Raw genomic sequence first — 19188 nt, forward strand, 5'->3', positions numbered from 1 at the left:
GGTGCGAAGCGAAGACGTGGCGATCATCGGCGCGGCCGTGCTGCTGCCGCAGGCACACGGCCTGGCCGCCGTGCACGAACTGCTGGCCGAGAGCCGGGACACGGTCGGCCAGCCGACCCCGGACCGCCTGCACCACAACGGCGGCGCGCCGGACACCGAGTACCTGTCGATGGGCTACCTGGACCGGGTGGATCTGTTCGACCACCGGTTCTTCGGCATCGCCCACCGCGAGGCCGAACTGATGGACCCGCACCAGAGACTCGTGCTGCAACTGACCCACGAGGCCATCGAGAATGCCTGCTACGCGCCGAAGGACCTGCGCGGCACCCGCACCGCCGTGTTCCTCGGCCACGCCCGCTCGGACTACGAGAACCTGATCGTCGACGACGACCCGCAGCAGGTGCTCGGCACCCTGCCGGCGGCGCTCGCGGCCCGGATCAGCTACCGCTACGACCTGACCGGGCCCGCGTACACGGTGGACACCGCGTGCAGCAGCAGCCTGGTCGCGGTCGTGCGGGCGGTGCAGGCGTTGCGTGCCGGCGAGGCCGCGCTGGCCATCGCGGGTGGGATCAGCGTCCGGCCGGTGCTGTTCCCCATGCGGGGCCACGTTCCGATGCGCGGTGTCGAGTCGCCCGAGGGCCGCTGCCGGCCGTTCGACGAGCAGGCCACCGGGGCGGCCGGCGGCGAGGGCGGCGGCGTGTTCCTGCTCAAGCCGCTGCCGGCCGCGCTGGCCGCGGGCGACCACGTGCACGCGGTGCTCAAAGGTGTTGCGGTCAACCACAACGGCTGCCGGATGGCCAGCATGAGCGCGCCCAGCCAGGCGGCCCAGACCGAGGTGATCACCGCGGCCTGGCGGGACGCCGGCGTCGAGCCGCGCACGATCGGCTACGTCGAGGGACACGGCTCGGCCACCCCGCTCGGCGACGTGGTCGAGGTGGACGCGCTGCGCCGGGCGTTCCTGGACGCCGGGGTGTCCACCCCGCACTGCGCGCTCGGGTCGATCAAGGGCAACATCGGTCACCTGGACAGCGCCGCCGGAATCGCCGGGCTGGCCAAGGTGATGCTCAGCGTCCGGCGCGGAATGCTCTATCCCACCGCGCATTTCCGCACGCCGAACCCGTTGATCGACTTCAGCGGGCCGGTCCAGGTCAACCCGGCGCTGCGGCCGTGGCCGCCCGCCGGGCCGCGCCGGGCCGGGCTGAGCTCGTTCGGGTTGACCGGCACCAACGTGCACGTCGTGGTGGAGCAGCCCGCGCAGGCCGAGGCGGATGCTGGTTCCGGGCGGACCGTCGAGCTGGTCACGGTTTCCGCGCGGTCGGCGGCCGCGCTGCGCCGCTACCGCGACCGGCTGGCCGATTTCGCCGAGCGGGCCGAGTACGGCCTGGCCGCGATCGGGCACGCGATGAACCGGGGCCGCGACGACTACCCGTACCGGATCGCCGTCACCGCAACGGATCCGATCGAGCTGGCGGCGGCGCTGCGGTCGGCCGCGGTGCCGGACACGCCGGCCCCGGAGGCGCCGCCGGTGGTGCTGCTGTTCTCCGGCGACGGGGTGCTCGACCCGGGCACCTGGGAGCGGTTGTGCACCGCGTTCCCGGTGCTGGACGAGGATCCCCGGCCCGAGCACCCGGCCGCCCGGCTGGTCGCCATCCAATGCGCGCTGTACGGCCTGGCCCGCTCGCTCGGGCTGCCCGGCACGCACCTGGTCGGGTCCGGCGCCGGCAACCTCGCGGTCCGCGTCGCCCGTGGCGAACTGTCCCGTTCGGACGGTCTGGCCGCGGCGGCCGGGATGGCGGTCACCGCGGAGGTGGACCGGGACCGGCTGTCCCGGGCGGTCGAGGGATTCGCCCGGGACGGTGCGGTTCTGGTGGAGCTGGGTGCGGACGGCGTGCTGTCCCGGCTGATCCGGGCGCAGGCACCCGCGCTCGGCTGTCTCGAGCTGGTCGGCGGCGCCGGGGAGCGGGGCGTGCTGCGCCAGCTCGGATCGCTGTACCGGCTGGGGATCCGGCTGGACTGGGACCGGTACTACGCGGGCACGGCAATCCCGCGGATCGAGGCGCCGACCTACCCGTTCGAGGAGATCCGGTGCTGGTGCGTCCCGCCGGGTGCGGCGACCACCCCGGCGCCGCCGGCCATCATCGCCCGGACACCGGCGCGGACGGTGGACTCCGGCGACACCGAGCGGCGGGTCGCCGAGGTATGGCAGCGGGTGCTCGGCACGCCGGACATCGGACCCGGCTCGGACTACTTCGCGCTCGGCGGGACCTCGATCGCCGGGATGAGCGCGCTGCGCACGCTGGAGCACGACTTCGGCATCGTGCTGACCTTCGCCGACCTCTACGCCTATCCGACCGCCCGGGAGTTCGCCGCGCGGATCACCGAACTGCGCGCCGGGCAGCCGGATGGGGCGACCGGCCGGGCGATCGAGCCGGTGCCGCGCGGCGGCCGGCTGCCGCTGTCGTTCGGCCAGGAGCAACTGTGGTACCTGGACCGGCTGAACCCGGGCAGCCCGCTCTACAACATCCCGCACGACCTGCGGCTGCGCGGCCCGCTGGACACCGGCGCGGTGGCCGCGGCGGTGCGCGATCTCGTTGCCCGGCACGAGGTGCTGCGCACCCGGCTGCCCAGCGAGGACGGCGAGCCCTACGTGGCGCTGCTCGCCGATCCGCCCGAGCTGGCCGTCGTCGACCTCACCGACATGTCCGAAGTGGACCGGGAGACGACCGCGCGCCGGCTGGTCGAGCAGGCGGCGGTCCGGCCGTTCGACCTGGCCACCGGCCCGCTGGTGCGGGCCACGCTGCTCCGGCTGGCCGAGGACGACCACGTGCTGCTGTGGACCTACCACCACATCGTCTTCGACGGCTGGTCCCCGACCGTGTTCTTCCGCGACTTCTCCGAGCTGTACCAGGCGCGGGTGTCCGGCCGGACTCCGAAGCTGCCCGACCTTCCGGTGCAGTACGCCGACTTCGCCGCCTGGCAGCGCGACCGGCTGCGCGGCGAGACGCTGGAGCGCGGCCTGGACTTCTGGCGGGCCGAGCTGTCCGGCCTGACACGGGCCGAGCTGCCGCTGGACCGGCCCCGCCCGGCCGAACACAGCTTCGCCGGCGACATCGTCGACTTCCCGCTGGACGCCGCGCTCACCGAACGGATCCGCGAGTTCAGCCAGCGCAGCGGGGTGACCACGTTCGTCACCATGCTCGCCGTCGCCGACGCGTTGCTGCACCGCTGGGCCGGGCTGACCGACGTGGTCATCGGCGTGGCCACCTCGGGCCGGACCAATCCGGAAACGCACGATCTGATCGGCTACTTCAACAACCTGCCGCCGTTCCGGACCCGGGTGAGCGGCGAGGTGACGTTCACCGAGCTGGTGCGGCGGTGCGCGAGCACCGTGGCCGGGGTGCTGGACCACGAGGAGATGCCGCTGGACCGGATCGTCGCCGAGCTGGCCGGGCGGCGGGACCCGGCCCGGCACCCGCTGTTCGACGTGGCCTACACCTATCAGAACGTGCCGCAGGACGGCGAGACGCTCGGCGGGCTGGACTGCACCCGCTACCTCGACGGTGCCCCGTTCGCCGGAATCGCTCCGGGCACGGCGAAGTTCGACCTCACCGTCGGCATCATCGACCAGCCCGGCGCGCCGATGCACGGCTATCTCGAGTACGCCACGGCGCTGTTCGACCGGGACACCATCGCCCGGCTGGCCGGTGCCCTGCCGGTGCTGATCGACTCGGTGCTGGGCCGGCCGGACCGCCCGTTGGCCTTCCTCGAGGTCCCGGCCGCCACCGCCGCGCCGGCGGATCCGGTGCGGTTGTTCGAGAAGTGGGCGGCGGACCGGCCCGACCACCCGGCCGCGCACTGCCAGGACGGCGCGGTGCGTTCCTACCGGGAGCTCAACCGGGCGGCGAACCGGTTGACCCGCAGGCTGATCCGGGACGGGGTCGGCCCGGACGTGCCGGTGCCGGTGCTCGCCGAACGCGGACCCGGCATGCTGGTGGGTTGGCTCGCGGTGGCCAAGGCCGGGGGAGCCTACGTGCCGATCGACCCCGCCGCCCCCGCCGCCCGCAACGACGAACTGCTCGCCGAGCTGGCCGCACCCGTCGTGCTGACCGGCGCGGACCTGGTCACCGGGGACACCGATGAGTCCGACGACCAGAACCCGCCACCCGCTGGCACGCCGGCGAACCTGGCCTACATCACCTACACCTCGGGCTCCACCGGGCGGCCGCAGGGCTGCGAGATCGAGCGGCACAACCTCGCGCAGATCGTGCGCTGGTACGCCGACACCGCCGGGATCAACGAGTCCGACCGGCACCTGCAGGCGGTGTCCCCGGCGTTCGACGCCTCGGTGCTGGAGGTGTGGGGCACGCTCGCCCGCGGCGCGACCCTGTGCTTCCTGCCCGACGTGCGCACCGAACCCGGCCTGCTGCTCCGCTGGATCACCGAGAACGGCGTCACGGTGGCGTTTCTGCCCACCCCGCTTGCCGAGGTCGTGCTCACCGAGGGCGGCTGGCCGGCCGGGCTGCCGCTGCGGCTGCTCTGCACCGGGGGAGACCGGCTGCGCCACCGGCCGCCGCGCGACACCCCGTTCCCGGTGCTCAACCTGTACGGGCCCACCGAATGCACGGTCGTCGCCACCGCCGGGCCGGTTCGCGCCGCGCCGCCGGACACCGTGCCGGACATCGGCCGGCCGGTCACCGGCACCGAGATCCACCTGCTCGGGGCGGATCTCCAGCCGGTCCGGAATGGACAGTGGGGCGAGCTGTGCATCGCCGGAGCGGGGGTGGGCCGGGGCTACCGGCGCAACCCCGGGCTGACCGCCACCCGGTTCGTCGCGGACCCGTTCGGCCGGCCCGGAACGCGGCTCTACCGGACCGGGGATCTGGCCAGGCTCGGCCCGGACGCGACCCTGGAGTTCGGTGGCCGGCTCGACGACCAACTCGAGGTGCGCGGCCAGCGGGTGGAGCCGGCCGAGATCGAGCGGGCGCTGGCCGGCCATCCGCGGGTGCGGGAGGCGCTCGTGGTGGCCGCGGCGGGCCCGAGCGGGTCGACCCGCCTGGTCGCCCACGTGACCGGTGACGCGCCCGACCCGGCCGAGCTGATCTCTTGGACGGCCGGCCGGCTGCCCGGCTACATGGTGCCGGGGGAGATCGTCGTCCGGGACCGCCTGCCCCGAACCCCCAGCGGGAAACTCGACCGGAGGAGCCTTGCGAAGATGTCCCTTCCGTCCACTGTGAACGGTTCCGGGTTGACCCGGGCCGAGCGGGTGCTCACCGAGATCTGTGCCGATCTCCTTGCCGTGCCGTCGGTCTCGCCGTCGGACAACTTCTTCGACCTTGGCGGCGACTCGATCCTCGGTGTCCGGGTCGCGGCCAGGGCGGCCAAGGCCGGTGTCCAGTTCACCCCGCAGCAACTGCTGCAGTGCCACACGGTCGGCGAGCTGGCCACGGTCGCGGTGCTCGCCGAACCCGATGCTTCGCCCGTGGCGCAACCGGAAACCCCGGACCGGCCGATCCCGCCGATCCCGATCATGCTCAGCTTCCTCGAGCGGGTACCGGACGCGGTCGCCGAGTTCGTCGACGTGCACACGCTGGAGACCGCGGAACCCGTGCCGGCGGACACCGCCCGGGCGGCCGTCGGCCAGCTGCTGGTCATGCACGAGGCGCTGCGCTACCGCTTCCCCCGCAACGGTCTCGGCACCCGGATCGAGTGCGGCGACCCGGATCCCGCGCAGGTGTTCGACTCCAAGGTGCTGCCGCCGCTGTCCGCCGAGGAACTGCTCGAGGTGATCGCCGACGACTGCGCGGCCGTCCGGGCCGGGATGGATCCGCAGCGCGGACCGGTGGTGCGGGTCCGGCACTACGACCGGGGCCGCACGATGGGCAGCCTGATCGTGTTGCTGATCAACCATTTCGTCTACGACAACATGTCCACGGTTGTGCTGCTCGACGACCTGGACATGCTGCTGACCAACCTGCTCGCCGGGCGCACGCCTGCGGTGACCCCCCGCCCACCCCGGTGGCGCGAGTGGTCCGAGCACCTGCGGGACATGTCGACCTCGGACGAGGCGGCCGCGGAGCTGACCTACTGGACGGCGACCATGCGCGCCGGCGCCGCCACCGGGTTGATCGGCGGGTCCGGCGCCGGCGGACTCACCGAGCGGACCCTCGACGGGGTTTCCGGTGTGCTCGCCGCGGGTGCCGCCGAGGGCCGGGAGGCGGCGCTGTGCGCGGCGTCCTACGGTCTGGCCCGCTGGCGCGGCACCGCCAGCGCGTACGTGATGACCGAGGGGGAGGCCACGCCCAACCCGTTCCGGCTGGCCGGCCGCGGCCCCTCGGTCGGCTGGTTCACCACGCTGCACCCGATCGTGCTGCCGGTGGATCCGGAGGTGGGCGTGCGGGAGTACCTGTCGGCCGCGGTCGAGCGGATCCGATCGGTGCCCAACGACGGTGTGGGGTACGGGATTCTGCGACACCTGTCGCCGGGCTCGGTTGCGGTGAACCGGCTGCGCGAACTGCCCGAGCCGCAGGTGGTGATGCTGCACGGGGTGAGCGACACGTCCGCGTTCGACTCCGGGATCCGGCTGCTGCGCACCCGGTGGGATCTGGCGGTCAGCCTCAAGAGCACGGTGGAGTCCTGGTTCCCGGTGCTGATCTCGACCGCGGTGCGCAACGGGTCGCTGCGCATCGTGGTGGGCGCCGCGGACGGGCTGACCCAGGACGACCTGGAAGCCCTGGCCGATGAGGTCGCGCGGGCGTTCGCCGAGCTGGCCGGCACATGATCGCGGTGTCGGCCGCGGCCTGCTATCTGCCGGCGGCGTCCGTCCCGGTCGCCGACCTGCTCGCCGGGCTCGACCCGGGGGAGCGGGAAACCTGTGCGGCGCTTGGCATCGAGCGGGTGCCCGCCGACGACACGCTCGGCCCGACCGAGCTGGCCGCCCGGGCCGGGCGCCGCGCCCTGGCCGAAGCCGGCCTCGACCCGTCCGACATCGACGTCGTGCTGACCGTGGAGTCCCGTGCCCCGGACACCCTGGTCAGCTCGGAGGCCACCCGGTTGCAGGCGGTGCTCGGCGCCGACCGGGCCATGGCGTTCACCGTCGGCGGCCTCGGCTGCGCCTCGCTCACCCCCGCGCTGCTCGCCGCCCGCGGCCTGCTCTGCGCCGACCCCGGACTGGCCAACGTCCTGATCCTGCACGGAAGCAAGCCCGCCACCCCGCACCGGTACCGCCATCCGGTCACGGTCAACGGCGACAGCGGCGCCGCTCTGGTGATCACCCGGGACGGTCCGGTGCGGGTCCGCGACATCCTGCTGGAGACCAACGGCGCCTATGCGGACCTGTTCCGGGTCCACTACCGCGACCGGATCGCCGCGCAGTGGCGCGAAGAATGCGCCGACCCACCCACCTACTCCTTCCGGTTGGCGGTGGAAACCCGCAACCGCCTGCGCTCCCTCACCGCCGCTCTGCTCACCCGCAACGGCCTCGGCCCGGACGACATCGCCTGCTACCTGACGCAGAACCTGTCCCAGGCCGCCTTCCAGAGCTGGGCGGAAGCCCTCGGCGTCCCGATCGCCAAGCCCTGCCTGGCGAATCTGGCCCAGCACGGCCACCTCGGCCCCAACGACCTGGTGCTGAACCTCGGTGCCGCGATCGAGACCGGCCACCTCGCCCCCGGCGACCGCGCCGTACTGCTCAACATCAGCCCCGCCGCCGCATGGAGCGCCCTGCTCGTCGAGACCGGCGCCCCAGCCGGCGGCGCGCACCACCTTTGAGCGGAACCAACGGCAACCGCTGACCGATCCCGAACCGGTTCCGGCGGTAACGGCCTGGCGAGTCGTCACCCTGCGATCCAACCTTCACGGTGTGAATGGCCCTGCACGACCGCACACACCAGGTTCGCCGTCCTGCCCGCCGGGGACCTCACCGGGGACACGGCCGTGATCGAGCTGGACGGCTGCCTGCGACTGCTGCGCAGGACTACACGCTCGGCCAACTCGACGCACGAACCGTGGCCATGCTGGGGTGACGGCGAGCTTCAGTGGTTGTCGTCGGGGGGTTGGGGGCCGAAGGTGGTGAGGAAGCGGTCGCGGAAGGTGTCCATGCGCCAGGTGGGGGAGTTGGCGGCGGGTTTGAGGCCGTCGTGCCAGTTCCAATCGGCGATGCGGTCGAAGATGGCGGGGTCGCGGGCGACGATGGTGATCGGGACGTCCCGGCTGGCGCCGTCGCCGGTGATCATGGGGGCCGGCTGGTGGTCGCCGAGGAAGATCAGCACGAGGTTGTCGTCGCCGTAGTTCTCCATGAAGGAGATCAGGCTGGAGACGGAGTATTCGATGCTGTGCGCGTAGGCGGCCCGGGACTTGTCGCGGTCGTCCCAGATGTCCTCGGGGTGCTCGAGGCTGGCCGGCATTCCATTGTAGACGGTGCCGTCGCCGATGGTGTTCCAGTCCAGCAGCGGGGGGACGGGCGCGAACGGGGTGTGACTGGACAGCATGGCGATCTCGGCCATCACCGGCGCGCGGTCGGTTCCGGCGCGCTCGTTGCGTTGCAGGGCGGCCAGCGTGTACTGGTCGGGCATGGTGGCGTAGAAGAACGGCGGGCCCTGGTAGCCGGAGTTGTGCGCGGTGTAGACGTGGTCGTAGCCGTAGAAGTCGCCTTCGGGCCAGGCTCGGGTGATCGCCGGCATGACGCCGACGGTGCGCCACTGCGCCCGCTGGAAGGCGCCGTTGAGGGTGAGCCGATCGCTGGTGACCAGAGTGCGGTAGCGCTGCTGGTTGTCGACCCACAGGCCGGACAGCAGGGTGCTGTGCGCGAGCCAGCTGCCGCCACCGGCGGTCGACGAGGTGAGGTAGGCGCTGCGGGAGGCGAAGCCGGCGGCCCGGAGGCGCTGGCTGCCGGCGTCGAGCATCGCGCCGACCTGCGGCCCGAACTCCGGGTCGTCGAGCGCGACGCGGCCGTAGCTCTCGACGAAGGCGAGGATGACGTCCTTGCCGCGCAGGCCGGTCAGCAGCTTGGAACCGGGGGTGTCGCGGAACGCGTCCACCGCCGCCTGCTCGGCGAAGGCGCGCTGGTCGGCGATGCCGGCGCCGATCATGACCACGCGGTCGCGGGCGATGGTGGCCGCGTCGTGCGAGGCGACCGGTCCGTCCCCGATCCGCACACCGAGCACCGCGCAGCTGACCCACACCACACCGAGCACGATCACCGCGCGGGTCGAGGTGCGGCGGTGCGCGGTGACCTGCCGGGCCAGGCGCAGCACCGCGAGCGGCATCAGCGCGAGCAGGACCAGCGCGAGCACGGCCGCCCCGACCGCGGCCGCGATCGCGCCGGCCTTGCCGACCGACAGCGACAGGAACTCCAGACCGAACTGGAAGAAGGCCCAGTCCAGCACCGGATCGAACGGCCGGTCGAGCACCGCGGTGAAGCCCATGTCGGCGAGCTTGATGATGATCAGCAGACCGAGCAGCACGCCGATCAGCACCGCGGCCACCCGGCGGGCCCGACCGGGCAGCACCAGCATGAGCCCGGCGACGGCCAGACCCTCGATCGGTACCCGCAGGAAGGCCAGCACGCCGAGGCGGTCCAGCTCGTTCGGCCCGACCAGGGCGAACAGCACCAGGAGAGCGGCCACGGCGGTGAGTGCCCAGGAGATCACCCGGCGCCAGCGCGGGCGGGGCTTCTCGGCCGGCTCCTCGAGCGCGGGTTCCTCGACCGTGGGTTGGTCGGTTTCGGTGGTCATGCGGCCAACTCCATCGCCAGTGTCGCGGGCATCCGGGGCGTCGGGTGGACCACCGTCGCAACGACCCGGTTGCGGTGCAGCCAGCGCACGTCCTGGCCGAACGACCAGATCAGCGCCGCCAGCGCCAGCCCGGTCATGGCCACCGCCGCACCGGCCGGGAGCAGCCCCGAGGCGACCACGGCCAGCACGATGCCCTGAGCCGCCGCCACCGTCTTGCGCATGATGCTCGACGGTAGCGCGGCGTTCAGCCAGGTCAACACCCGCCCGGCGGCCACGAAGCCGTACCGCATCCCGCCGATCAGCAGCACCCACGGTCCGAGCGAGGTGGCCACGTACGCGCTGAGCACCAGGATCAGGAACGCGTCGACCTCCATGTCGAACCGGGCGCCGAGCGCCGAGACCGTGCCGGTGCGCCGGGCCACCTGCCCGTCCACCGCGTCCAGCGCCAGCGCGAACCCGGTCACCGCGACCAGCACCGGGATCGACGCCGGCGCCCGGACACTGTCCACCACCAGCGCGGTCACGCCGCCCACCAGGATCGCCCTGGCCAGGGTGACCAGGTCGGCCGGCCCGAAGCCGCGCCGCACGGAGCGGCGCAGTCCGGCGGCCAGCGCCGTGGCACCGGTCACACCGAACGCGATCGCCGCCAACCAACCCCACATCCCGAGCCCGGTGACCAGGGTCAGCACGGCGAGCAGGGCCACCTGCGCCGTCGCTCCAGCTGCCAGCGTCCGCAGCGGAGCTGCTGTCTGCACGGTCACACGTCCTCCCAAAGGATCAGTTCAGGTCACCGTCAACACGGCCGTCCGGCCGGGACGGTTCAAAACCGTGATGAACTTTCTAGAGGCCGCTGGCGTGCTACGAATACACGCCGGGGGTGTAGACCAAAGGGAGGATGCAAGTTGACCATGCGCACCGAGTTCCCGCCGGAGTGGCTGGCGCTGCGGGAGGACGCCGACGCGGCGGCCCGGGCCGCCGACCTGCTCGAACCGCTGCGCGACTACCTCGGTGACCGGCCGCTGACCGTCCGCGACCTTGGCTGCGGCACCGGTTCGATGGGCCGCTGGCTGGTCCCGCGCCTGCCCGGCCCGCAGCACTGGATCCTCACCGACCGGGACCCCGAGCTGCTCACCAGGGCGGCTCGCGGCCTGCCCGCCCCGGCCACCGCCGGCACCGAACTGCGGGACATCACCGGCCTGCGCGTCGCCGACCTGGCCGGAACCTCCCTGGTGACCGGTTCGGCGCTGCTCGACCTGCTGACCGCGGAGGAGGTGCGCGACCTGGCCGCCGCGTGCGCCGGGGCCGGCTGCCCGGCGCTGTTCGCGCTGTCCGTGGTGGGCCGGGTGGAGCTGGATCCGGTCGACCCCCTCGACGCCGAGCTGGCCGCGGCCTTCAACGCCCACCAGCGCCGCACCACCGAGGGCCGGCGCCTGCTCGGACCGGACGCGGTCGCCGTGGCCGCCGAGGAGTTCGACCGCCTCGGCGCGGTCGTGCACCGCCGGCCCAGCCCCTGGCGGCTCGGCCCCGACCAGGCCGCCCTCGCCGAACAGTGGCTGCGCGGCTGGGTGGCGGCCGCCATCGAGCACCGGCCGGACCTGGCCGACGCCGCCGGGCCGTACCTGGACCGCCGACTCGCCGCCGGGGTGCACGCCACCGTGCAGCACGAGGACCTGCTGGCTCTCCCGGTCCTGCGGTGATCTTGAGCCTTCCCCGGGTGGCGGTTCTCGTATACGTCATCTGACGGATGTCTCGGAGTGCCTGAACGGCCAGTATCGGTGGCTGCTTCGACCGCCTCACAGAAACCCGATGCCCGTATTGAAGTGCCGGCCGTCCGAACTCCTCCATCCCCGTACAGGACGGTCCGGCCGCAGGGCATCGCCTGGGGGACGCGCCTGGCCGGCGGCCGCACTCAGCGGCCTGCACAGCGGCCGGTTTCGGCCGGCGCGAACGGTGGTGGCGGTGGCGATACCCCCGAGTCGTCACCGCCACCCACCACCAACTCGACCGACGCCGATACGGAAGCATGATCGGCGATCACGGTGGCCAGCCGCGCCAGCCCAGGACGAGGTGAGGAAATCTGCCATGGCCGAACTCATCAGTGAAATCGTCGCGATCATCCCGCGGGACGGGGCGCTGTACATGTTGATGGTCGAGTACGAGGAGGGCGACGGCGGCAACGGCGTGGGCCACATCATGCGCACCGACGGCTTGCGGACGACGGTAATAGACGGCGTGCTGAGCACGAACGACACCTTGCGTGCGTTCTGGATGTCCCCGACAGGCGCGCTCTGGGCTTCCAGCGAAGACGGCAACGTGTGGACCAGCGCCTCTGTGCGGTGGCCCGAGCCGCGCCACGACGACCTCGGCTCCATAGCCGAAGATCCGGCGTTGCGGTGGACCGTGACCACGTTGCCGGACCTGCGCGAGGAAGGCTATGAGCCTACGCTCGGGGCGCTGTGGGGCACGGGCGATGCGGACGTGTTCGTCGCCGCCTCTGGCGGACACATCTACCAGTGGAACGGCGAGGAATGGCGGCAGACGTTCACGGCACCGGGCGATGTCCGGGCCTTCGCCGGCACCGGGCCGCACGACGTGTACGCCGTCGGCGAGCAGGCAACGCTGCTGCACTACGACGGCAATGCCTGGAGCACGATGGAAAACCCCGCCGGTGGAACCCAGGCTGAAACCTTCACCGGCTGCTGTATGGGACCCGACGGGGCGCTGCTTGTCTGCAGCATGAAAGGAAGACTGCTGCACGGCACCGCCGGCGGCCTCACCGCGCTGGCCCGCGACGACGCCCGGCAACTGTGGGACGTCGCCATGCTGGACGACCGCATCATCCTCGCGGCCGGTCGGGACGGGGTGGTGGAGCTCCGCGACCAGACTCTCGTTTCGCTGCGCGACACCTTCCACGCCCACAGCGTGACGGCCGGCAAGGACAAGCTGTACTTCGTGGACGCGTCCGCCGAACCCGTCTACATCGAGTACGACCCGGTGCATCCCACGATGCCGTGGGCCCGCATCTGGTTCTGAGCGGCCCGTTGCCAGGGCTGGCCGGCGACTCGGGTACCGGGGCTGGCGATTCGGGTGCGTGAGCCGAGGATTCGGTTGCTGGGGGTGGGGTTCGGGTTCAGGGGGTGAGGCGGACGGGGAGGCTGGCGAGCATTTGGAGGTGCCAGTGTTCTTGGACGGGGGGGTTGGTGCTGGCCAGTTCTATGGTGCGGTAGCGGTGGAGGAGTTCGGTGAAGAGGGTGCCGGCTTCGACTGTTGCGAGGGTCTTGCCCATGCAGGCGTGGGGGCCGGCGCTGAAGGCCAGCGATTTCACCCCGGTGCGGGTGAGGTCCAGGTGGTCGGGGTTCGGGTAGCGGTCGGGGTCGCGGCCGGCGGAGTCGAACACGACGAAGACGCATTCGCCCGCGGGGATGGGGGTGCCGCCGATCTTGACGTCGGAAGTCAGTAGCCGGGCGGCGAAGCGGGCTGAGGGGTCGTAGCGGGAGAGTTCTTCGATGGCGGTGGGCATGATGTCGGGGTTGGCGCGCAGGAGGGAGAGGGCATCGGGGTTGCGGAGCAGGGCGAGGAGGCCGTTGCCGATGAGGTTGATGGTGGTTTCGTGGCCGGCGATGAAGAGCATGCCGACGGTGGCGACGATGTCGTCGTCGGTGTAGGGGGCGCCGGTGTCGTCGAGGCTGTGGACCATGGCGGAGATGAGGGTGTCCACGGGGGGCGCGGCGCGGGCGTCGCGGATGAGTTCCAGGCACAGGGCGCGGAACTTGGGGGCCAGGCGGTTCATCTCGATGAGGTTGGCGGGGGACACGCTGCGGTCGATGACCTGGCTGATCGGGGCGGTCCAGGCGCGGAACCGGGGGCGCATCTCGGACGGGACGCCCATCAGCTCGCAGACCACGGCGACCGGGAGCGGCATGGCCATGGTGCTCATGACGTCGACTTCGCCGGGGCCGGCGGCGTCCAACAACTCGGTGACGATCTGGGGGACGCGGATGCGGAACTGGTCGACGACGCGCCGGCTGAGCACCTTGCCGACGACGCGGCGCAGGCGTTTGTGGGCGGCGCCGTCCTGCAACAGCATGATCTTGCTGGTGAACCGGACCACCGGGCTGGACGGGCCGCCGCGGGCCCGGGCCCAGTCGGAGTTGGCCGGGAAGTTGCTGGACGCGTCCGGCGAGCGGAGCAGCTCGTCGATGTCGTCGTAGCGGAACAGAACCCAGTAGCCGTGCGGGGTCCAGTGCACCGGATCGTTCTCGCGGAAGTGCCGGTAGTAGGCGAACCGGTCGGTGCGCAGCTGCGGATCCTTGAAGTCGAAGTACACGGTGGACTCACTCGGCGATCTTGGTGGCGTAGCACCACTGGTACACGGGAACCGGCGAACCGTTGAGATTGTGGAAGTCGCCGGAGTGGCGGAAGTGCTCGTAGCCGTTGCCCCGGCTCAGGCTGATCTTGTCGGCCAGCACGTCGACCTCGCGGATCCGGTCCGCCTCGGACAGTCCGTCCGGACCGCCGACGAGCAACACCCTGATCTGGCGCATGGTGGTTCTCCTCTCGGGTTCACGTCAGCCGCAGGCCAACTTCTCCAGGCTTTCGACGAGGTTGACCATGGACGGTCGGAGGAGCACCTCGTCGCGCAGCTCGGCCGCGCGTTCTCGATGGGACGTGGCGGTCAGCAGCCCGGTCACGGCGGTTCGCACCGTGTCGGGATCGAAGAGGTGACCGGGGATGTGCCGCCCGGCGCCGGACTCGGCCAGCCGCGACCCGGTCAGCGCCGTCTCGGCGATGAACGTGATGGCCAGCTGGGGTTTCCCGGACCAGAGCGCGGTCATCGCGGTGCCGCTGCCGCCGTGGTGCACGACCGCGTCACAGCTGGGCAGCAGCAGCCGCACCGGCAGCCGGCCGAGCACCCGCACCGACGGCGGCACCCGGCCGAGCGCCGCGGCGTCCTCGGCCGTCGCGGTCACCAGCACCTCGGCGTCCAGCCCGGACAGCGCGTCGACCAGCGCGGGCAGCAGATACGTGTCCGGTCCGGACATCGTGGACAGTGCGGTGGACCAGGTGACGCAGATCCGCGGCCGCCGCGCGGGCGGATCCAGCAGCCAGGTGGGCGCCGGCGCGCTTCCGTTGTAGGGCACGTACCGGACCGGCAGCCGGGTCGCCGCGGTGCGTGGGGCGACACCGGCCGGGCAGGGGTCGACCACGTGCTCGATCATGTCCAGGGAGAACTCGCCGAGACCGTGCCGGGGAAACGCGCCGCTGGGATCGGCCGGCACGATCCGGAAGTGCTCGGCCTCGTGCGTGCCGACCGGTCCCCACAGGCACAGCGCGGCGGGTACCTCGGTCAGCCGCGCGGCGAGCAACCCTTCCAGGCTGGTCGGGTCGTGCAGCACGACATCGGGCTGCCACCGCCGGGCGAAGTCGGCGGCGGCGTCGAACCCGCGGTTGGTCCGGGCCATCAGGTCCGGTTCCACCTCCCGGCGGTACGCGCCGACGTCGAAGTCGCCGAGCGCGCCGAGTCGTTGGCCGGTCAGCGGATGCAGCGGTAGAAAGGGGTACGGCCACAGCCCGGACACCGCGTCCCGGTAGTACTGCATGCGGTTGCTGGTCACGATGTCCATGCCGTCCAGCACCGGCGTCGGGATCAGCCCGGCGGTGCCGATCTGACCGACCTGGGAGGCATGGCACAGCACCCGAACCTCGTGCCCCATGGCTTGCAACGCCCAGCCGAGCGGGATCATCGACGCGTAGTGCGTCGGCCAGGACGACACCGTGAACAGCACCCGCACCCCGACACCTCCGCCAACGCTATCCGGGCAGCCCGCCGGTGATCTTGTCGAGTACCGCGGTCACGTGCTGGTCGAGGAAGAAGTGCCCGCCGGGGAAGACATGCAGCGTGAACCCGGCGCTGGTGTGCTCGGCCCAGCGGCGCACCTCGGGGATGCTCGCCTTCGGATCCTCGTCGCCGACCATGGCCTGGATCGGGCTGCGCAGCGGCGGAGCGGGTTCGTAGCGGTAGGTCTCGATGGCCTTGTAGTCGGCCCGGATCGACGGCAGGGCCATGCGGATCAGCTCGTCGTCGGCCATGATCCGGGAGTCGGTCCCGTTCAGCGACCGGACCTCGTCGAGAATTCCGTTGTCGTCCTTGAGATGCACGGTCTCGGCGCGGTGCGTGCACGGTGCCCGGCGGCCGGACACGAACAGGGCGGCGGCGACCGTTCCGGTTCGCTCCAACCTGGTCGCGACCTCGAACGCCAGGACGGCGCCCATGCTGTGCCCGAACAGGGCCAGCGGCCGGTCGTCGAGCTGGCTGCCGATCGCGCCGACCACCCGGTCGGCCAGCTCCCCGATGGTCTCCACGAACGGCTCGGAACGCCGGTCCTGCCGTCCCGGATACTGCACCGCCAGCACCTCGACCCGCGGCGAAAGTGCCCGGGACACGCCGAAGAAGTAGGTGGCCGAGCCGCCGGCGTGCGGCAGGCAGAGCAACCGGCTGCGGGCATGCGGGGCCGGGTGGTAACGGCGGACCCACAGGTCGGTCTGGTCGGCTGTGCTGAGCATCCGTGTTCACGCCCCAATTCGTTGCTACAGAGGGATGTTCCCGTGGTGACCGCGGCCGGCGGGGGCGGCGGCCAGTGCCTCGGCCACCTGCCTTCTGGTCTGCTCCGGGGCGATCACCGCGTCCACCACGCCGATGCGCATGGCCCGGTCCACTCCGCCCGCGGTGCGCTGCTGCTCGACGATGAGCCGGCCGCGCAGCTCCGCGCGCTCCTCGTCGGACGCGGCGGCCGCGAGCTGCTTGCGGTACAGCACGCCGACGGCCGCCTCGGCGCCCATCACGGCGACCTCGGCGTGCGGCCAGGCGAGCACCCGGGTGGCGCCGAGCGAGCGCGAGTTCATCGCGATGTAGGCGCCGCCGTAGGACTTCCGGGTGATCAGGGTGACGCGGGGCACCGCCGCCTCGGCGAACGCGTGCAGCAGCTTGGCGCCGCGCCGGACCACCCCGCCCCACTCCTGCCCGACGCCGGGCAGGTAGCCCGGCACGTCCACGACCACCAGCAGCGGGACGCCGAACGAGTCGCACATCCGGACGAACCGGGACGCCTTCTCCGCGGACAGCGAGTCCAGGCATCCGCCACGCCGCAACGGGTTGTTGGCCAGCACGCCGATGGTGCGGCCGGCCAGCCGGCCGAGCCCGATCACCATGTTCGGCGCCCATTTGGCCTGCAGCTCCTCGAACCCGGTGCTCTCGTCCAGGATCGCCCGCACCAGCGGGCGCACGTCGTAGGCCCGCCGCGGCGAGTCCGGCAGCAGGTCGCGCAGGCCGGGCGAGTTGGTGACCGAGCAGACGTCGTAACGCCCGGGCCGGGTGAGCAGCGTGGTCAGGGCGCGGGCCCGCTGGCAGGCCTCGGCGTCGGTGCCGACGGTCAGGTGCGCAACGCCGGAGCGCCGGCCGTGTGCGTCGCACCCGCCGAGCCCCGCCATGTCCACCTGCTCGCCGGTGACGCTGCGCACCACGTCCGGTCCGGTGACGAACACCCGGCCGGTCTCCGACATGATGACGATGTCGGTGAGCGCCGGGCCGTAGGCGGCGGCGCCGGCCGCCGGGCCGAGCACCACCGAGATCTGGGCGACCTTGCCGGAGGCGCGGGTCATGGCGGCGAACATCCGGCCGACGGCGTCCATCGACTCCACCCCGTCGGCGAGCTTGGCGCCGCCCGAGTGCCACAGGCCGATGACCGGGATCCGTTGCCGCACGGCGTACTCGATCGCGTCGATGATCCGGTCCGCCTCGGGCGTGCCGAGCGAACCGCCCATCCGCCTTCCGTCGGTGCAGTAGGCGACCACCGCGGCGCCGTTGATCCGGCCCTGCACCGCGACCACGCCGCACGGCTCGCCGGCCGGTGGCAGCGCGGTGCAGTCGCGGAAATCGCCGTCCAGCAACAGGGATAATCGCAGCGCCGGATCACGGGGATCGACAACGGAAATGTCGACACCGGCCCGTGGATTGTCGGCTATTACCGTCATGCAACCACAGTGCGGCCGGCGAATCAGTGCCGGCAACCCCTAGTAGCCGCACGGCTCGGGGCGGGACGACCCCCTGGGTGCCGATAGGGGTTGTTCGCAGGGGTGGGCCGGTGGTTAGCGTGCCCCAAGGCCGGTGACCAGGCTAGACGCTGTCCACGGTGATTGCCCACGGCGGGAGTGGTTGATGGCACGGGACACCACCGCGCAGCTGGCGGTATGGAACGAGTATCTCTGGTCGGTGGGGGATCAGGGCGATCCGTACGCGCTGATTCTGCGCGCTCCGGACGATCCCTATCCATTGTATGAAGAGGTTCGCGCGCGCGGGCCGCTGCACCGCAGCGCATTGGGCACCTGGGTCACCGCGGACCACAAGTTGTCCAGCAAGGTGTTGCGCGACCGGCGGTTCGGCGTGCGCCAGTTGAGCGGCGAGAAGGCCATCGAGTCGATCGAGTTCGACAACTCCATGCTCGGCGTGGATCCGCCGGACCACGGCCGGCTGCGCAAGCTGGCCATCCCGGCGATCAATCCGGGTCAGATGGAGTCCTGGCGGCCCCGGATCGAGACCTACACCGAGGAGCTGGTCGAGAAGTTCCTGGCCGCAGGCGGCCGGGCCAACTTCATGACCGCGTTCGCCCAGCAGCTGCCCAACTACGTGATCAGCGAGCTGCTCGGGATTCCGGACCGGCACCGGCCGGCGGCGTTCCGGCTGACCAGGCGGATGGCCCGCATGATCGAGAGCGAGCCGACGCCGCAGCTGGTCGAGGACGTCACCGGTTCGGTCGCCGAGCTGTACCTGATGTTCGAGGACATCATCGCGCTGCGTCGGGCCGACCCGGGCGATGACCTGGTCACCCAGCTGCTGCCGGCGCTGGACGAGGGCCGGCTGAGCAAGGCCGAGTTGGTCGCGCTGTGCGCGTTCCTGACCCTCGGCGGGGTCGAGACCACGGTGAACCTGATCGGCAACGCCACCTTGCTGATGCTCGAGCACCCGGACCAGTTCGAGATGTTCAAAGGGGATCCGGGGCTCGCGCCCGCGGTCATCCAGGAGACGCTGCGGTTCGAGACGCCGACCCAGCAGTACCGCCGGATCGTGCAGGAGGACCTGGAACTGGCCGGGCAGGTGCTGCCGGCCGACAGCCAGGTGGCGATCTGCGCCGGCGCGGCCAACCGCGATCCCGAGGTGTACCCGGACCCGGGCCGGTTCGACATCACCCGCCCGCCCGGGCGCGAGCTGCTCTCCTTCTCCCTGGGAATCCATTTCTGCCTTGGTGCGGCACTCGCCCGGCTGGAGGGCGAGGTGGCGCTGGCCGCCGTGGCCCGGCGGTTGCCGAACCTGCGCCGGATCGGCCCGATTCGCCGCCGGAAGTCCTATGTGATCCGCGGGATGTTGCAGTTCCCGGTCGCCGCCTAGTCAGGTGAATGAGGT

The 19188-nt window shown here is 72.0% G+C and carries 12 protein-coding genes; 5 read left to right on the forward strand and 7 right to left on the reverse strand.

Annotated elements, in window-relative coordinates; all coding sequences use genetic code 11:
* The first annotated feature begins 1 nt into the window (after position 1).
* Positions 2–6778: a non-ribosomal peptide synthetase gene (locus VFV67_RS08830; RefSeq protein WP_326468668.1), complete on the forward strand. Its 6777-nt coding sequence runs from the start codon at positions 2–4 to the stop codon at positions 6776–6778.
* Positions 6775–7767: a 3-oxoacyl-[acyl-carrier-protein] synthase III C-terminal domain-containing protein gene (locus VFV67_RS08835; RefSeq protein ID WP_326468669.1), complete on the forward strand. Its 993-nt coding sequence runs from the start codon at positions 6775–6777 to the stop codon at positions 7765–7767. Before VFV67_RS08830 ends, VFV67_RS08835 begins: the two co-directional genes overlap by 4 nt.
* Positions 7768–8030: 263 nt before the next feature.
* Here the strand turns inward: VFV67_RS08835 and VFV67_RS08840 are convergent, their stop codons facing one another.
* Together VFV67_RS08840 and VFV67_RS08845 are read right to left on the reverse strand one after the other, a co-directional pair.
* Positions 8031–9731, reverse strand: a complete 1701-nt coding sequence (locus tag VFV67_RS08840; protein ID WP_326468670.1) for a sulfatase — start codon at positions 9729–9731, stop codon at positions 8031–8033.
* Positions 9728–10492, reverse strand: a complete 765-nt coding sequence (locus VFV67_RS08845) for a CDP-alcohol phosphatidyltransferase family protein (RefSeq protein WP_326468671.1) — start codon at positions 10490–10492, stop codon at positions 9728–9730. Before VFV67_RS08845 ends, VFV67_RS08840 begins: the two co-directional genes overlap by 4 nt.
* Positions 10493–10639: 147 nt before the next feature.
* Here VFV67_RS08845 and VFV67_RS08850 point away from each other — a divergent pair, with 147 nt between their 5' ends.
* Together VFV67_RS08850 and VFV67_RS08855 are read left to right on the forward strand one after the other, a co-directional pair.
* Positions 10640–11428, forward strand: a complete 789-nt coding sequence (locus tag VFV67_RS08850) for an SAM-dependent methyltransferase (RefSeq protein WP_326468693.1) — start codon at positions 10640–10642, stop codon at positions 11426–11428.
* Positions 11429–11813: 385 nt separating this feature from the next.
* The gene (locus VFV67_RS08855) at positions 11814–12764 is read left to right on the forward strand and encodes a hypothetical protein (RefSeq protein WP_326468672.1); all 951 of its coding nucleotides are present in this window, start codon (positions 11814–11816) and stop codon (positions 12762–12764) included.
* 97 nt (positions 12765–12861) lie between these two features.
* On the opposite strand, the gene VFV67_RS08860 is transcribed toward VFV67_RS08855, so the two are convergent.
* The 5 genes from VFV67_RS08860 to VFV67_RS08880 are packed head-to-tail and all read right to left on the reverse strand — an operon-like array spanning position 12862 to position 17762.
* Positions 12862–14058, reverse strand: coding sequence for a cytochrome P450 (locus VFV67_RS08860; RefSeq protein ID WP_326468674.1), 1197 nt, complete (start codon positions 14056–14058; stop codon positions 12862–12864).
* A gap of 7 nt (positions 14059–14065) precedes the next feature.
* Positions 14066–14275 (reverse strand): DUF5988 family protein, encoded by a 210-nt coding sequence (locus tag VFV67_RS08865; RefSeq protein WP_326468675.1) that lies wholly within the window; start codon positions 14273–14275, stop codon positions 14066–14068.
* A gap of 24 nt (positions 14276–14299) precedes the next feature.
* Positions 14300–15523 (reverse strand): nucleotide disphospho-sugar-binding domain-containing protein, encoded by a 1224-nt coding sequence (locus VFV67_RS08870; protein ID WP_326468676.1) that lies wholly within the window; start codon positions 15521–15523, stop codon positions 14300–14302.
* A gap of 19 nt (positions 15524–15542) precedes the next feature.
* The gene (locus VFV67_RS08875; RefSeq protein WP_326468677.1) at positions 15543–16295 is read right to left on the reverse strand and encodes a thioesterase II family protein; all 753 of its coding nucleotides are present in this window, start codon (positions 16293–16295) and stop codon (positions 15543–15545) included.
* Between the two features lie 24 nt (positions 16296–16319).
* Positions 16320–17762 (reverse strand): acyl-CoA carboxylase subunit beta, encoded by a 1443-nt coding sequence (locus VFV67_RS08880; RefSeq protein WP_326468678.1) that lies wholly within the window; start codon positions 17760–17762, stop codon positions 16320–16322.
* Between the two features lie 184 nt (positions 17763–17946).
* Between VFV67_RS08880 and VFV67_RS08885 the strand changes: the two genes are divergently transcribed.
* The gene (locus VFV67_RS08885) at positions 17947–19173 is read left to right on the forward strand and encodes a cytochrome P450 (RefSeq protein WP_326468679.1); all 1227 of its coding nucleotides are present in this window, start codon (positions 17947–17949) and stop codon (positions 19171–19173) included.
* The last annotated feature ends 15 nt before the right edge of the window (positions 19174–19188 follow it).

This window comes from Actinophytocola sp., from assembly GCF_035762905.1.
GTDB lineage: Bacteria > Actinomycetota > Actinomycetes > Mycobacteriales > Pseudonocardiaceae > DASYTH01.

Bases quoted from the DNA above. Each gene is read 5' to 3' on its own strand.
- VFV67_RS08835 (WP_326468669.1), top strand. From the start codon at position 6,775: ATGATCGCGGTGTCGGCCGCGGCCTGCTATCTGCCGGCGGCGTCCGTC.
- VFV67_RS08840 (WP_326468670.1), bottom strand. From the start codon at position 9,731: ATGACCACCGAAACCGACCAACCCACGGTCGAGGAACCCGCGCTCGAG.
- VFV67_RS08850 (WP_326468693.1), top strand. From the start codon at position 10,640: ATGCGCACCGAGTTCCCGCCGGAGTGGCTGGCGCTGCGGGAGGACGCC.
- VFV67_RS08855 (WP_326468672.1), top strand. From the start codon at position 11,814: ATGGCCGAACTCATCAGTGAAATCGTCGCGATCATCCCGCGGGACGGG.
- VFV67_RS08865 (WP_326468675.1), bottom strand. From the start codon at position 14,275: ATGCGCCAGATCAGGGTGTTGCTCGTCGGCGGTCCGGACGGACTGTCC.
- VFV67_RS08875 (WP_326468677.1), bottom strand. From the start codon at position 16,295: ATGCTCAGCACAGCCGACCAGACCGACCTGTGGGTCCGCCGTTACCAC.
- VFV67_RS08880 (WP_326468678.1), bottom strand. From the start codon at position 17,762: ATGACGGTAATAGCCGACAATCCACGGGCCGGTGTCGACATTTCCGTT.
- VFV67_RS08885 (WP_326468679.1), top strand. From the start codon at position 17,947: ATGGCACGGGACACCACCGCGCAGCTGGCGGTATGGAACGAGTATCTC.